At 71.3% G+C, this 15934-nt stretch carries 9 protein-coding genes; 8 read left to right on the top strand and 1 reads right to left on the bottom strand.

Annotation, left to right across the window (positions count from 1 at the left end; translation table 11 throughout):
- Nucleotides 1-159 precede the first annotated feature (159 nt).
- Nucleotides 160-2691, bottom strand: a complete 2532-nt coding sequence (locus HY68_RS08740) for a DEAD/DEAH box helicase (protein WP_078863490.1) — start codon at nucleotides 2689-2691, stop codon at nucleotides 160-162.
- Between the two features lie 79 nt (nucleotides 2692-2770).
- Here HY68_RS08740 and HY68_RS08735 point away from each other — a divergent pair, with 79 nt between their 5' ends.
- The 8 genes from HY68_RS08735 to tmk all read left to right on the top strand — a co-directional run.
- Nucleotides 2771-3124: an STAS domain-containing protein gene (locus HY68_RS08735; RefSeq protein WP_003967428.1), complete on the top strand. Its 354-nt coding sequence runs from the start codon at nucleotides 2771-2773 to the stop codon at nucleotides 3122-3124.
- Nucleotides 3125-3243: 119 nt separating this feature from the next.
- Nucleotides 3244-3699, top strand: coding sequence for an ATP-binding protein (locus HY68_RS08730; RefSeq protein ID WP_041986557.1), 456 nt, complete (start codon nucleotides 3244-3246; stop codon nucleotides 3697-3699).
- Between the two features lie 196 nt (nucleotides 3700-3895).
- Nucleotides 3896-6322, top strand: a complete 2427-nt coding sequence (locus HY68_RS08725; RefSeq protein ID WP_041986553.1) for a sodium-translocating pyrophosphatase — start codon at nucleotides 3896-3898, stop codon at nucleotides 6320-6322.
- A gap of 211 nt (nucleotides 6323-6533) precedes the next feature.
- On the top strand, nucleotides 6534-7115 hold the full coding sequence (locus HY68_RS08720) for a hypothetical protein (protein WP_041986549.1): 582 nt from the start codon (nucleotides 6534-6536) through the stop codon (nucleotides 7113-7115).
- Between the two features lie 84 nt (nucleotides 7116-7199).
- Complete coding sequence (locus HY68_RS08715; RefSeq protein ID WP_041986546.1) at nucleotides 7200-8801, top strand: methyltransferase; 1602 nt, start codon at nucleotides 7200-7202, stop codon at nucleotides 8799-8801.
- A 116-nt stretch (nucleotides 8802-8917) separates the two neighbouring features.
- On the top strand, nucleotides 8918-9115 hold the full coding sequence (locus HY68_RS08710) for a hypothetical protein (RefSeq protein WP_041986542.1): 198 nt from the start codon (nucleotides 8918-8920) through the stop codon (nucleotides 9113-9115).
- A gap of 396 nt (nucleotides 9116-9511) precedes the next feature.
- Complete coding sequence (gene topA / locus HY68_RS08705) at nucleotides 9512-12346, top strand: type I DNA topoisomerase (RefSeq protein WP_041986539.1); 2835 nt, start codon at nucleotides 9512-9514, stop codon at nucleotides 12344-12346.
- A 145-nt stretch (nucleotides 12347-12491) separates the two neighbouring features.
- Nucleotides 12492-15934: dTMP kinase (gene tmk / locus HY68_RS08700; RefSeq protein WP_078863488.1), on the top strand; the 3443-nt coding region annotated here is incomplete at its 3' end.

The following is a 15934-nucleotide window of genomic DNA, read 5'->3' as shown; positions in this document are numbered from 1 at the left end:
TCGCCGCCGCCGACCGTGCCCTGTCGGGCCCGGTGGCGGCCTGCGCCAGGGCGGTCGAGGTGGCGGCGGCCCAGCGGGCGGAGGTCACGAGCTGCGTGGTGAGCGGGGAGATCGCGGACGTGACGGCGAGGGCGCGACTGGGCCCCTACGCCCCCACGGTCAGGTCGCGGGCGGGCCCACCGGCTGTGTCGCCGCCTCCGGCGAGGTCGTCGGTCCTGGGAGGGCCCCGGCCGCCGCCAGGGCGTCAGGGGCGCCTCTGAGCAGCTCGGTCAGCAGTCGTACGGCGCCGCGCTTGTGCAGCGGATCGTTGCCGTTGCCGCACTTGGGCGACTGGATGCACGAGGGGCAGCCCGCGTCGCACTCGCAGGACGCGATCGCCTCGCGGGTGGCGGTGAGCCATTCCCTGGCCGTCTGGAAGGCCCGCTCGGCGAAGCCGGCGCCGCCGGGCTGGCCGTCGTACACGAAGACCGTCGGCAGCAAGGTGTCCGGGTGCAGCGGCACGGACACGCCGCCGATGTCCCAGCGGTCGCAGGTGGCGAAGAGCGGCAGCATCCCGATGGAGGCGTGTTCGGCGGCGTGCAGGGCGCCGCCCAGCTGCTCGGGGTTGACGCGGGCCGCGTCCAGTTGGTCCTCGGTGACGGTCCACCACACGGCGCGGGTGCGCAGGGTGCGCGGCGGCAGGTCGAGCTTGGTCTCGCCGAGCACCTCGCCGGTGATGAGTCTGCGGCGCAGAAAGGAGACGACCTGGTTGGTGACCTCGACGGACCCGTAGCAGAGGCGTCCGTCGCCCCACGGAATCTCGGTGTCCGTCTCGAGCACGGAAATGGCGGTGGTGTCCCGGGCAGTCGTCGAGTACGGCGGGTCGGCCTCCTCGACGAGCGCGACCGAGTCGGCCAGATCCAGCCGTTTCACCAGATACGAACGGCCCTGGTGGAGGTGGACCGCGCCGTCGTGGACGGCCGTGTGGGAGGCGGCCTCGTCGACCGTGCCCAGCAGCCGGCCCGTCGCCGCCTCGACGATCTGGACCGGGCTGCCGCCCTCCCCCCGGATGTCGGCCAGGTCGGCGGCCCGCTCCCTGCGGGTCCAGTACCAGCCCGCCGCGCGCTTGCGCAGCAGTCCTGCGGTGACCAGCTGGGGGAGCAGGTCCGGTGTCGCGGGGCCGAACAGCGCGAGGTCGTCCTCCGTGAGCGGCAGCTCGGCGGCGGCCGCGCACAGGTGCGGGGCGAGGACGTACGGGTTGTCCGGGTCCAGGACGGTCGACTCGACGGGCTGCTGGAACAGCGCCTCGGGGTGGTGGACGAGGAACGTGTCCAGCGGGTCGTCACGGGCGATCAGGATCGCCAGCGCGCCCTGCCCGGAGCGCCCCGCCCGGCCCGCCTGCTGCCACAGGGAGGCCCGGGTGCCGGGATAGCCCGCGATGAGGACGGCGTCCAGGCCGGAGACGTCGATGCCCAGCTCCAGGGCGGTGGTGGCGGCAAGTCCGAGCAGTTCGCCGGAGTGCAGGGCGCGCTCCAGGGCGCGGCGTTCCTCGGGGAGGTAGCCGCCCCGGTAGGCGGCCACCCGGCGCGACAGCGAGTGGTCCACCGCCGCCAGCCGTTCCTGGGCGATGAGGGCGATCAGTTCGGCGGCGCGCCGGGAGCGTACGAAGGCGACCGAACGGACGCCCTGGACGGTCAGGTCGGTGAGCAGGTCGGCGGTCTCGGCCGTGGCCGTACGGCGTACGGGCGCGCCCTTCTCGCCGTGCAGTTCGGTGAGCGGGGGCTCCCAGAGCGCGAAGACGAGCTCGCCGCGGGGTGACGCGTCGTCGGCGACCTCGGTGACGGGCAGTCCGGTGAGCCTGCCGGCCGCCAGGGCGGGCTCGGCGGCGGTGGCCGACGCCAGCAGGAAGACCGGGTCGGCGCCGTAGCGGGCGCAGACGCGGCGCAGCCGGCGCAGCACCTGCGCCACGTGCGAGCCGAACACGCCCCGGTAGGTGTGGCACTCGTCGATGACGACATAGCGCAGCGAGCGCAGGAAGGAGGCCCAGCGGGGGTGGGACGGGAGTATCCCCCGGTGCAGCATGTCGGGATTGGTCAGGACGTAGTTCGCGTACTGCCTGACCCATTCGCGCTCTTCCACCGGCGTGTCGCCGTCGTAGACGGACGGCCGTACGGCGTTGCCGAGCGGCCCGGCGAGATCCTTGACGCCGCGCCGCTGGTCGGCGGCGAGCGCCTTCGTCGGCGCCAGGTAGAGCGCGGTCGTGCCCCGGCCGTTCGGCGCCTCCGAGCCGTCCAGGAGGGTGCTGAGCACGGGCGCGAGGTACGCCAGCGACTTGCCCGAGGCGGTGCCGGTGGCGATGACGACGGATTCGCCGTCCAGGGCGTGCTCGGCGGCCTCGGCCTGGTGGGCCCACGGGTGTTCGATTCCGGCCTGCTGGATGGCGCTGATCACTTCCGCGCGGATGCGATCGGGCCAGACGGCATGACGACCCGCACGTGGGGGCAGGTGCTCCGTATGGGTGATGCGCGCAGCCCGGCCCGCCCCCGCGGTGAGCCGGTCGAGGACCATACTCGGGGAGGGGCGGTTGTCCCCGCTCGCGGGGAGTCGACTGGGGCGGTGATTCCTGGCCATCGGCATCGAGTGTGTCACTGGCATGACGGACAATGGCCCCAAGGCGTCGTGCGTGGCCGCTGGTAAGTGATTGAATGCCATCGCGGCTGGCGATACGTCCCCTGGCTCCGTCGGGGAGACCCGAGGGGCGACCGCTCGATAGCAAGGTGCTGGAGGATCCGTGGACCTGTCCCTGTCGACTCGCAATGTGTCCGGCCCTGGTGGCGACCGTACGGTCGTCGAGGTCGGTGGCGAGATTGATGTGTATACCGCGCCAAAGCTGCGCGAGCAGTTGGTCGAGTTGGTGAACGACGGCAGCTACCACCTGGTGGTCGACATGGAAGGCGTGGACTTCCTGGACTCGACCGGGCTCGGCGTGCTCGTGGGTGGCCTGAAGCGTGTGCGTGCCCATGAGGGCTCGCTGCGTCTGGTCTGCAACCAGGAGCGCATTCTCAAGATCTTCCGGATCACGGGTCTCACCAAGGTGTTCCCGATCCACACCACGGTCGACGAGGCCGTGGCCGCCACCGACTGAGGTCGGTGCCGGCCATTCGGTCCGGAGGATGACGGCAGGAGACCCGGGCGTTCCGCCCGGGTGTCTGCCGCCTTTGAGAGTGGTTGAGAGTGCACGCTCGTACGTTCGAGGGGGATCGCATGGCCACCGTTGAACTCCGCTTCAGCGCCCAGCCCGAGCATGTCAGGACGGCCCGTCTGGTGGCGGCCGCCGTGGCGCGCAGGGCCGGGGTCGACGAAGCAGTGTTGGACGAGGTCAGACTCGCGGTCGGTGAGGCATGCAGCCGGGCGGTCGGGCTGCATCGCAGTCATGGCATCACCGCCCCGGTGAGAGTCGTGCTGACCGAGGAGGAGAAGACCTTCTCCATCGAGGTCGGCGACGAGGTGCCGGGATCCGGCAGCGGAGCGTCCGGCGTGCCCGGCGCCCGTAACGGAGTGCCGTCGGGCGATCTCTTCGAGACCGACGCCGAGGGCGAGGACGAGATGGGGCTCGCGGTCATCAGCGGGCTCGTCGACGATGTCGAGGTCACCTCGGGCGACGACGGCGGCGTGATCAGAATGAGCTGGCCGACCACTCCGGCCATTACGCTCCCCTGATTGATCCAATTCTTGGAAAGGCCCTGCCTGAGCAGGGCCTTTCTTGTTTTTGTAGATCGTCGAACGCGTTTATCCCATTACCCTTAGCCCGACTGTTTTCGGCCTCAAGGTCAATTAAAATGTAAGCACTCTGTTTTGATCGTCTCCGGCTCCCTACAATCCGTCCATCTTGAGCGCTGAGCGTCAAGGAGGACGAATGGCGGGGCACTTCCAACCACAACTGTCCGACCACCCCACATCTCTCGCTGCCGCGGTACTCACCGACGGCAACCGGCTGATCGTGATCGTCGTCGCTGTCGTCGCACTGGCGGCGCTGTTCCTGGCCGCACTGCTGGTGCGGCAGGTCCTGGCGGCCGACGAGGGCACCGAATCCATGAAGAAGATCGCGGCCGCCGTCCAGGAAGGCGCGAATGCCTATCTGGCACGGCAGTTGCGCACCCTCGGCATCTTCGCCGTCGTGGTGTTCTTCCTGTTGTTGCTGTTGCCGGCCGACGACTGGTCACAACGCGCGGGCCGTTCGCTGTTCTTCCTGGTGGGTGCGGGTTTCTCGGCGGCCACCGGATATATGGGCATGCGGCTTGCCGTACGCAGCAATGTACGGGTGGCGGCGGCCGCCCGTGAGGCGACTCCGGGAGAAGGCGAGCCGGAAAAGGATCTGACGGCCGTCTCGCACAAGGCCATGAAGATCGCATTCCGTACCGGCGGTGTGGTCGGCATGTTCACGGTGGGCCTCGGCCTGCTCGGCGCCTCCTGCGTGGTGCTCGTCTACGCGGCCGACGCCCCCAAGGTCCTGGAGGGGTTCGGCCTCGGCGCCGCGCTGATCGCGATGTTCATGCGTGTCGGCGGCGGCATCTTCACCAAGGCGGCGGACGTCGGCGCCGACCTCGTCGGCAAGGTCGAACAGGGCATCCCCGAGGACGACCCGCGCAACGCGGCGACCATCGCCGACAACGTGGGCGACAACGTCGGGGACTGCGCAGGCATGGCGGCCGACCTCTTCGAGTCGTACGCAGTAACCCTCGTCGCCGCCCTCATCCTGGGCAAGGCGGCCTTCGGTGACTTCGGTCTCGCCTTCCCGCTGATCGTCCCCGCGATCGGCGTGATCACCGCGATGGTCGGCATCTTCGCCGTCGCCCCGCGCCCCTCCGACCGCAGCGGCATGAGCGCCATCAACCGCGGCTTCTTCATCTCCGCCGTGATCTCGCTCGTCCTGGTGGCCGTCGCCGTCTTCGTCTATCTGCCGTCCTCCTACGCGGACCTGGACGGCGTCAGCGCGAAGGAGATCCTCGGCCACGGCGGCGATCCGCGGATCCTCGCCCTGGTCGCCGTCGCCATCGGGATCGTGCTCGCCGCGCTGATCCAGCAGCTGACCGGCTACTTCACCGAGACCACCCGGCGCCCCGTCAGGGACATCGGCAAGTCCTCGCTGACGGGCGCCGCGACCGTCGTCCTCGCAGGCATCGCCATCGGCCTGGAGTCCGCCGTCTACACGGCCCTGCTGATCGGTCTCGCGGTGTACGGGGCGTTCCTGCTCGGCGGTACGTCGATCATGCTCGCGCTGTTCGCCGTGGCCCTCGCCGGCACCGGACTGCTCACCACCGTCGGCGTGATCATCGCCATGGACACCTTCGGTCCCGTCGCCGACAACGCCCAGGGCATCGCCGAAATGTCGGGCGACGTGCAGGGCGCGGGCGCGCAGGTGCTCACCGACCTCGACGCGGTCGGCAACACCACCAAGGCCATCACCAAGGGCATCGCCATCGCCACCGCCGTACTCGCGGCGGCGGCGCTCTTCGGCTCGTACCGGGACGCCATCGCCACCGCCGTCTCCGACGTGGGAGCCAGAGCGGGTGAGATGACTCTCAGTATGGACATCTCCCAGCCCAACAACCTGGTGGGGCTGATCCTCGGCGCCGCTGTCGTCTTCCTCTTCTCCGGGCTCGCCATCAACGCCGTTTCGCGGTCGGCCGGTTCGGTCGTCTACGAGGTGCGACGGCAGTTCCGTGAACACCCCGGGATCATGGATTACAGCGAACAGCCCGAATACGGACGCGTCGTCGACATCTGTACCAAGGACGCGCTGCGCGAACTGACCACGCCGGGGCTGCTCGCCGTCCTCACCCCGATCGCCGTGGGCTTCTCGCTCGGCATCGGGGCGCTCGGCTCGTTCCTCGCCGGTGCGATCGGCACCGGCACGCTGATGGCCGTCTTCCTCGCCAACTCCGGCGGTGCCTGGGACAACGCCAAGAAGCTGGTCGAGGACGGCAACTTCGGCGGCAAGGGCAGCGACGCCCACGCCGCGACCGTCATCGGCGACACGGTCGGCGACCCGTTCAAGGACACGGCGGGACCCGCCATCAACCCGCTGCTCAAGGTGATGAACCTGGTGGCGCTGCTCATCGCCCCCGCTGTCGTGCAGTTCAGCTACGGGGACGACGCGAACGCGTGGATCCGGGCGCTGATCGCGGTGATCGCCATCGTCGTGATCGTCGCCGCTGTGTACGTCTCCAAGCGGCGCTCGGTGACGGTGGACGACGCGGGCGACGGCAGCGGCGGTAGCACGACCGCAGGCCCGGCCGGCGCGGCCACGGCTGCGCAGGACTCGGCGGTGACGACGACGTAACGGCTGGTCAGGGGAGCCAAAGAGCGGGCGGAACTGGCGAATTGACGCCGGATTCGCCCGCTCTGGGCGTGCGGCGGCGCAGATGGCGTGAGTTGTCTCTCTCCTGGTGCAAATGGCTTCAATAGCCTATCGATCGGACGTTCGGTGCGCGATGGCCGCCCGCCCGGCGTGTATGTTCCGGGGCCGAGAGCCTTGGAAGGGAACCAATCCGGTGAACAAGAAGCTCGTATCCGCGCTGTCCGGCGGTGCGGTACTGCTCATGTCGCTGTCCGGTTGCAGCGACGACGACAGCGACAACAAGGTGAACGACTGGGCCAAGCAGGTCTGCGACCAGGTCCAGCCGCAGCGGAAGAAGATCGAGGCCGCGGACGCGTCCATCCAGCAGGCGACGTCGGGCAACATCAAGCCGGCCGATGTGCAGAAGACCGACTCGGCCGCCTTCGGGGCCAAGGCCGAGGCCTTCAAGGCGCAGGCCGCAGCCCTGCAGAAGGCGGGCCCGCCGCCCGGGGGCGACGACCAGAAGAAGACCCAGCAGGCGGCGGTCGCCGAACTCAACGCCACATCGGGGGCGTACACCGCGCTCCAGAAGCAGGTCGACGCGCTCGACACCAAGGACCAGGCGAAGTTCGCCGACGGTCTCAAGGACGTCGGTGAGCAGCTGCAGAAGGTCAGCCAGGGCAGCGACCAGGCGCTGCGCAAGCTGCAGTCGGGCGATGTGGGCAAGGCCATGGCCAAGCAGCCCAGCTGCCAGCTGGAGCCGTCGGCCCAGGCGTCCCCCTCGCCGTCCGCCTGAGCCGACCTGACGCGCCCCGCCCGGACACCGCCGGGCGGGGGCGGGCGCAGGCGCGATGTCAGTGGCACCGGTCACAATGGCCAGGTGAGCACGAACAGCCTTCCCACGCCCGACGGCCCTCCGGCCGCCCCCGGCCTGCCGACGCCCGACCACTCGTCCCGGCTGCGTACGGCCCTGCTCGCCGCGGGGTTCACCGTCGACGGCCTGCTCGACGTGCTGGGCGCCGCCGCTTACGCGGCGCTGGCGCGCAGCGAGACCGTGCCCGCGCTGCGCGCCACCCGCGGCGATTCGCCGCTGGAGACGCTCGTGCGGCTCTTTCTGCTCCAGCTCCCCGTGCCGGCCGCGCGGGCGGAAGCGGCGCTCCCGCTGGCCGAGGCGCTCGCCGACGCCTGGGTCGTACGCGACGAGGCGGCGGACGGGGCAGGGGCGGGGCAGATCCGCGCCACGGTGGACGTGCGGCCCTACGGCGGCCCCGAGGGTCAGGACTGGTTCATCGTCTCGGACCTCGGCCTGTCCGTCGGCGGGGCCGGCGGCGCGAGCGGCCATCACGAAGGGGTCGTGCTCGGCGTCGGCGGCGCCTCCACGACGCTCGCCGGGCTCACCGTACGGACCCCCGTCGGCTCGGCGCTCGACCTCGGCGCCGGATCCGGGATCCAGGCCCTGCATGCCGCCCAGCACGCCACCCGGGTCACGGCCACCGATCTGAACCCCAGGGCGCTCGCCTTCACCCGCCTCACGCTGGCGCTGTCCGGGGCGCCCGAGGCCGAGCTGCGCGCGGGCTCGCTCTTCGAACCGGTCGCAGGCGAGACGTACGACCTGATCGTCTCCAACCCGCCGTTCGTCATCTCGCCCGGCGCCCGGCTCACCTACCGCGACGGCGGGATGGGCGGTGACGACCTGTGCCGCACGCTCGTCCAGCAGGCGGGGGAGCGGCTCAACGACGGCGGCTTCGCCCAGTTCCTCGCCAATTGGCAGCATGTGGAGGGCGAGGAGTGGCAGGACCGGCTGCGCTCCTGGGTGCCGCGCGGCTGCGACGCCTGGATCGTGCAGCGCGAGGTGCAGGACCCGACGCAGTACGCGGAGCTGTGGCTGCGGGACAGCGGCGACCACCGCACGGACCCCGCCGACTACGCGGCGCGGTACGAGGCCTGGCTCGACGAGTTCGAGGCGCGCAGGACGACGGGGATCGGCTTCGGCTGGATCACCCTGCGGAAGTCGGGCGCCGCCCGGCCGTCGGTCGTCGTCGAGGAATGGCCGCATTCGGTGGAGCAGCCGCTCGGCGAGACCGTGCGGGCGCATTTCGAGCGGCAGGACTACCTGCGCACCCATGACGACGCGGCGCTGCTCACCGGTCACTTCCTGCTGGCGCCCGAGGTCGTCCAGGAACAGGTCGGGCTGCCGGGCGCCGAGGACCCGGAGCATGTGGTGCTCCGTCAGCACCGCGGCATGCGGCGGGCGACCGAGGTCGACACGGTCGGCGCCGGCTTCGCCGGGGTCTGCGACGGGACGCTGAGCGCCGGCCGGATCCTGGACGCGATCGCGCAGCTCGTCGGGGAGGATCCGGTGCTGCTCCGCGACCGCACGCCGCAGTCGATCCGGCTGCTGGTCGAGGAGGGCTTCCTGACGCCGACCACCCCGCCCGCCCAGGGCGGACCGGACGGACCTGCCGCGGAAGCAGCCGGGTGAAGCCGTGTGTGGCGTTCACCCGCAGTTCGTGTCCGTGACGTCCCGAGGTGCCAGCCTCGGCCTTCTGCCGGTTCGGCAGGGGCTCAGGCAGCACGACGGGACGGCGAGGTACGGACATGGAGAGCGGCCCGGCGGTCTTCGCGGGTGCGGTGTTCGCGCTGTTCGGCGCCGCGCTGCTGCTGTGGACGGGAGCGCGCGTCCTGCACCGCGCGCCGGTGGCCCACGGGGTGCGGCCTGCGACGTCCATCACGCTCGCGACACTCTCGGGCGTGGTCTTTCTCGCTCTCGGCGTGTGGTGCTTCAGTCGTATGTGATCCAAGCGTCCTGCCGCCGGCAGGTTAATCGGCGGAGTCGGCCACCACGGCCCGACCATGATCGACCAGCTCCGCCAGGTGGCCCCGACAGGGCACCGGACCTGCGCGGGACCCGCTTCCGTGCCCCGGGCACCGACCGTCCCGCCGCACCGCGCGGAAGCCGTCGGCCGGACGGCCCGGCGCGGCAGGTAGCGGGGTCCGGGCGGCAGGAATGGCTGGAGTCGGGTTACCGTTCGAGGGTCCGTTGCGGGTTTTGCCGTTTGACACGGGGGCGGGTTGTACCGTCACACTCCGCAGCGGAGCAGCGTCACAGCGAGGCCAGGGCGGGCCCGCGGTGCCGTAGTGCCGTACAGCAGTACGGGCCCACCGAGCGCCGATCCGGAGAGAAGAGCGAAGTTGTCCCCGACCAGCGAGACCGCACACGGCGGCCGCCGACTCGTCATCGTCGAGTCGGCGACCAAGGCGAAGATGATCGAGGGCTACCTCGGCCCCGGCTACGTCGTCGAGGCGAGCGTCGGGCACATCCGCGACCTCCCGAACGGCGCGGCCGAGGTGCCCGAGAAGTACACCGGCGAGGTGCGCAGGCTCGGCGTGGACGTCGAGAACGACTTCGAGCCGATCTACGTCGTCAACGCCGACAAGAGGGCCCAGGTCAGGAAGCTCAAGGACCTGCTGGCCGACTCCGGCGAACTCTTCCTCGCGACGGACGAGGACCGCGAGGGCGAAGCCATCGCGTGGCACCTGCAGGAAGTGCTCAAGCCCAAGGTCCCCGTCCACCGGATGGTCTTCCACGAGATCACCAAGGACGCGATCAGGGCCGCCGTCGCCAACCCGCGTGAGCTGGACACACGCATGGTCGATGCCCAGGAGACCCGCCGCATCCTCGACCGCCTCTACGGCTACGAGGTCTCGCCCGTCCTGTGGAAGAAGGTCATGCGCGGCCTGTCGGCCGGCCGCGTCCAGTCCGTCGCCACCCGCCTCGTCGTCGAGCGCGAACGGGACCGCATCGCGTTCCGCTCCGCCGAGTACTGGGACCTGACGGGCACGTTCAACACCGGCCGCGCCGGCGACGCGTCCGACCCGTCGCAGCTGGTCGCGCGGCTCTCCGCCGTCGACGGCCGCAGGGTCGCCCAGGGCCGTGACTTCGGCTCCGACGGCCGGCTCAAGTCCGACCAGGTGCTGCACCTCGACGAGACGAACGCCCTCGCGCTCGCCGCCGCCCTGCGCGAGACGTCCTTCGCCGTGCGCTCGGTCGAGTCGAAGCCGTACCGCCGCTCGCCGTCCGCGCCGTTCCGTACGACGACGCTCCAGCAGGAGGCCTCGCGCAAGCTCGGCTTCGGCGCGAAGTCCACCATGCAGGTCGCCCAGAAGCTGTACGAGAACGGCTTCATCACCTACATGCGTACGGACTCCACGACCATCTCGGACACCGCGATCTCGGCGGCCCGCGCGCAGGTCACGCAGTTGTACGGGGCGAACTACCTGCCGGACAAGCCGCGTACGTACGCCAACAAGGTCAAGAACGCGCAGGAGGCGCACGAGGCGATCCGTCCTTCGGGCGACCGCTTCCGCACTCCTGCGGAGACCCGGCTCACCGGTGACCAGTTCAAGCTCTACGAGCTGATCTGGAAGCGGACCGTCGCGTCCCAGATGAAGGACGCGGTCGGCAACAGCGTCACCGTCAAGATCGGCGGCCTCTCCAACGACGGCCGGAACGCCGAGTTCTCCGCCTCCGGCAAGACCATCACCTTCCACGGCTTCATGAAGGCGTACGTCGAAGGCGCCGACGACCCGAACGCCGAGCTGGACGACCGCGAGCGGCGGCTGCCGCAGGTGGCCGAGGGCGACCCGCTGTCGGCGGACGACATGTCGGTCGACGGCCACGCCACCAAGCCGCCGGCGCGCTACACCGAAGCCTCGCTGGTCAAGGAGTTGGAAGAGCGCGAGATCGGCCGCCCGTCGACGTACGCCTCGATCATCGGCACCATCCTCGACCGCGGTTACGTCTTCAAGAAGGGCACGGCACTCGTGCCGTCCTTCCTGTCCTTCGCCGTGGTCAACCTGCTGGAGACGCACTTCGGCCGGCTCGTCGACTACGACTTCACGGCCCGGATGGAGGACGACCTCGACCGCATCGCGCGGGGCGAGGCGCACTCCGTGCCCTGGCTGCGGCGCTTCTACTTCGGCCAGGGCGACGAGGAAGCCGGCGCGGCTTCGGCGGCCGGGAACGGCGACGGGGACCACCTCGGCGGCCTCAAGGAACTCGTCGCGGACCTCGGCGCGATCGACGCCCGGGAGATCTCCTCCTTCCCGATCGGCGACGGGATCATGCTGCGCGTCGGCCGCTACGGCCCGTACGTCGAGCGCGGCGAGAAGGACGAAGAGGGCCACCAGCGGGCCGATGTGCCCGAGGACCTGGCCCCCGACGAACTGACGGTGGAGTACGCGGAGGAGCTGCTGGCCAAGCCCAGCGGCGACTTCGAGCTGGGTGCCGACCCGGAGACCGGGCACCAGATCATCGCGCGGGACGGCCGGTACGGCCCGTACGTCACGGAGGTGCTGCCCGACGGCACCCCGAAGACCGGCAAGAACGCGGTCAAGCCGCGCACCGCCTCGCTCTTCAAGTCCATGTCCCTGGACACGGTCACGCTGGCCGACGCCCTCAAGCTGATGTCGCTGCCCCGGGTGGTCGGCACGGACGCCGAAGGTGTCGAGATCACCGCGCAGAACGGCCGCTACGGCCCGTATCTGAAGAAGGGCACGGACTCGCGCTCGCTGCAGACCGAGGACCAGCTCTTCGACATCACGGTCGACGAGGCGCTGGCGATCTACGCCCAGCCCAAGCAGCGCGGCAGGGCGGCGGCCAAGCCGCCGCTGAAGGAGCTGGGCACGGACCCGGTCAGCGGCAGCCCGGTCGTCGTCAAGGACGGCCGCTTCGGCGCGTACGTCACGGACGGCGAGACCAACGCGACGCTGCGCAGCGACGACAGCGTCGAGGAGATCACGCCCGAGCGGGGCTACGAACTACTCGCCGAGAAGCGCGCCAAGGGCCCGGCCAAGAAGAAGACGACGGCGAAGAAGGCCGCCGCCAAGAAGGCACCGGCGAAGAAGGCGGCGGCGAAGAAGACCACCGCCAAGAAGACGGTCGCCAAGACCACGGCCAAGAAGACGGCGGCGAAGAAGTCGACCGCGAAGTCGACCGCGTCCTCGGCTTCCCAGCAGGACGAGTAGCCGGACGAGCGGACCGCGCCGCCGGGGGAGTTGACCCTCCGGCCGGGCGCTGTGGCGATACGCGGCGGGGCGAGTTCTGCCCTGCCGCGTCCGTTTGTTCGGACGGGGTCGTCATGGTGTCGGACGCTCCGGATAGGCTGGGCGAATGACGCGAGCCGAGCAGCCAACGGTCGTGAGCCCCACCTCCGACTCCGACGCACTTGCCGCAGACTCACGAGAGCGCGCCGTACGATCTTTGTTGCGCCTCCCTCCGCTCCGGCGGCTGTGGGGCGCTCAGCTCGTCGGCGGGATCGGCGACGTACTCGCCGTGTTCGTGCTTCTGCTGCTGTCGTTGCAAGCGGCGGTCTCCGAGGGCTCGTTCGGTGCCGGATACCGAGGGGTGGCCTTCGCGGTCGCCGCGGTGTTCGGTGCCCGGATCCTTGCCACGCTGTTGTTCGGGGCCCTTCTCCTGGGCCCGATCACCACGTTGCTGACCCCGGGCACCCGACCCAGGAAGACCGTCCCCGACGCGACCGATCCCGGTGCCACACCCGTCGGCGCGACAGCGCCGTCCGGTGCCACGGTGCCCACCCTCGACGCCGAGCCGGCCAAGGCTCCCAAACCGGTCAAACCGGCGCGGGAGGGCGGTCCGTTCGACCGCCGCTGGACGATGATCGTCGCGGACGTGCTGCGGGTCGCGCTGCTCATCGTCGCGCCGCTGTGGATCACATGGACGCCTGACCGCGCCCTGCCGATCCTGCTCAGCACGGTCTTCGTGGCCGGTGTCGCCGAGCGTTTCTGGACGGTCGCGAAGGAGAGCGCGGCGCCCGCCCTGCTCCCGGCCCCGCCGCTGGAGGGCGCTGCCGTACGGCCGCTGCCCGACCACCTCGACGCGCTGCGCCGGCTGTCGCTGCGGACGACCTTCCTGGCCGTACCGGCCGCGGCCGCGGTCCTGCTCGTCGCCGCGCTGATCAGCAATCTGCTGGGCACGGGCATCGGCTGGTTCTCGCTGCACCAGGCGGCCCTCGCCTCGTACGTGGCGGCCGGGCTGTTCGCCGCGTCCGTCTCCACCCTGTACTTCCTGGAACTGCCCGGCGGCCGGACGCCCCGTCCGCACTCGCCGCTCGAAGGGCTGCGCCGGCCCGTCGGCGGGCCCGGCGGTCAGCGCGACGGACTCGACAAGGGCCGTACGGGCGCCGTGCCGTTGCTCGTGCTGGCCTGCTCGGCCATCGCCGCGGCTATCGCCTCCGCCGTCGCCGTATCCGTACTGCACGCCAAGGACCTGGGCGGCGGCCCCGTCGCCTTCGCCCTGCTCGTACTCGCCCTCACGGGCGGTACGGGCCTGGGCATCCGGTCGGCGGCCAAGGTGCTGCCCAAGCTGTCCCGCAACCGGCTGCTCGTGCTGGCCATCGCGGTCACCGGCATCGCCCTGCTTGTCATGGGCCTCGTGGCCGACACGGCCACGGTGCTGTTCCTCGCGCTGCTCGCCGGTTACGCGGCGGGCGTCGCCGCCAACACCGGCCACACGCTCATCGATCTGCAGAGCGAGGACCACCGGCGTGGCCGGGTCACCGACCATCTGCACGCCGTCGTCCGGGTCTTCGTGGGCCTCGGCGTCGTCATCGCCCCGCTGGTCGCCGCCGCGATCGGCCCGCACCGCCTCGCCAACGGTGACTTCGTCTTCGCCCACGGCGGAGCCGCCTTCACCCTGATGCTGGTCGGCGCGCTGCTGCTGCCCGTCGCCGCCGTCGTCCTCGCCAAGACGGACGACCGCTCCGGCGTGCCGCTCCGCCACGACCTGCGGGACGCGCTGCGCGGCGGCGCCGACCCGGTGCAGGCACCCGCGGCGACCGGCTTCTTCCTCGCGATAGAGGGCGGGGACGGAGCCGGCAAGTCGACGCAGGTCGAGGCCGTCGCCGAATGGATCCGCGCGAAGGGCCACGAAGTGGTCGTCACGCGCGAGCCCGGCGCGACTCCGGTCGGCAAGCGGCTGCGCACGATCCTGCTCGACGTGTCGAGTGCGGGCCTTTCGAACCGCGCGGAGGCCCTGCTGTACGCGGCGGACCGCGCCGAGCACGTCGACTCGGTCGTACGCCCCGCCCTGGAGCGCGGCGCGATCGTCATCTCCGACCGGTACATCGACTCGTCCGTGGCCTACCAGGGCGCGGGCCGCGACCTGTCACCGATCGAGATCGCCCGGATCTCCCGCTGGGCCACGGCGGGACTCGTACCGAACCTGACGGTGCTGCTCGACGTCTCGCCCGAGGCGGCGCGCGAGCGCTTCACCGAAGCGCCTGACCGGCTGGAGTCCGAGCCCGCCGAGTTCCACCAGCGGGTGCGGACCGGCTTCCTGACCCTGGCCGCCGCCGACCCCGGCCGCTATCTCGTGGTGGACGGCGCCCAGGAGCCGGGCGCTGTCTCCACCGTCGTACGGCACCGCCTCGACCAGATGCTGCCGCTGTCCGAAGCCGAGATCCAGGCCCAGGAGGACGCGCGGAAGGCCGCGATCGAGGAGGCCCGCAAGCGCGCCGAGGAAGAGGCGGCGCGCAAGGCGGAGGAGGAGCGGCTGGAGCGTGAGCGGCAGGCGCAGCTCGCCAAGCTCCGCGCCGAGGAGGAGGAGCGCAAGCGCCGCGAGCTGGAGGAGGCGCGGCAGCGCGAGGCCGAACGGCAGGCGGAGGAGGCCAGGCAGCGGGCGGAGGAAGCCCGTCAGCAGGCCGAGGAGGACCGCAGGCGCCGCGAGGCCGAGGAGCAGGCGTACGAGGCGGAGCAGGCGCGGCTCAGGAAGCAGGCCGAGGAAGAGGCCAAGCTGCGCGCCGAGGCCGAGGAGCGCCGGCTGGAGAAGCAGCGCAGGGCGGAGCAGGCGCTGCTGCGTGCCGAGGAGGCACGGCGGCTCGCCGAGGAGTCGGCCGCCGCTGCGGCTGCGGCAGCGGCCGAGAGGCAGGCAGCGGCTGAGAAGCAGGCCGAGGACGAGCGGAGCAAGGACAAGCCGGCCGCCGGTGAGCGGGATGCCGGCAAGCCGGGCGCCGGTGAGCGGAGTGTTGCTCCGGACGATGTGACGCAGGAGGTCCCGGCGGTACGGCCCGACGCGACGCGGCCGGACGACGCCGAGACGACGGTGATGCCGCAGATCACGGACGCGCCGGAGAGCGGCGCGCAGGGCAGTCCTGAGCCGGGCCGCAAGCCCGGCAGGTCGGGGTCGGGGTCTGGGTCGGGGTCTGACAGGTCGGCGTCCGACCGGTCGGTGGACGAGACGGCCAAGCTGCCGCCCGTACCGTCGTCGGCCGCCGCTCCTACGTCTGGCCCTGCCGCGGCTTCCGCTGCCGGGCGGGACACCGACCCGGCGGACCGGGTTCCGCACGGCTTCTTCCGCGACGACGCGGCGCAGCAGGGTGCCGCGCAGCACGGCACGGCCGAGCCCGCGGACGGCGGCAACGACCGGACCAGGGAGCTGCCGCAGATCGATCCGGCGCAGTCGGCGCAGGCGGCCCAGCCGTCGCCCCGCCGCCGCTCCGACTGGGCGGAGGAGACTCCCCTGGACGACCTCCCGACCCTGGCCGACGAGCTGCTGGGCCCGCACGACGACGAGGAGGACACCGGCGGACGGCGTGG

It is taken from the genome of Streptomyces sp. AcH 505 (genome assembly GCF_000818175.1).
Taxonomy (GTDB): Bacteria; Actinomycetota; Actinomycetes; order Streptomycetales; family Streptomycetaceae; genus Streptomyces.
Note: the sequence above shows the minus strand (reverse complement) of the source record. Positions and strands in the feature narration are given on the sequence as shown.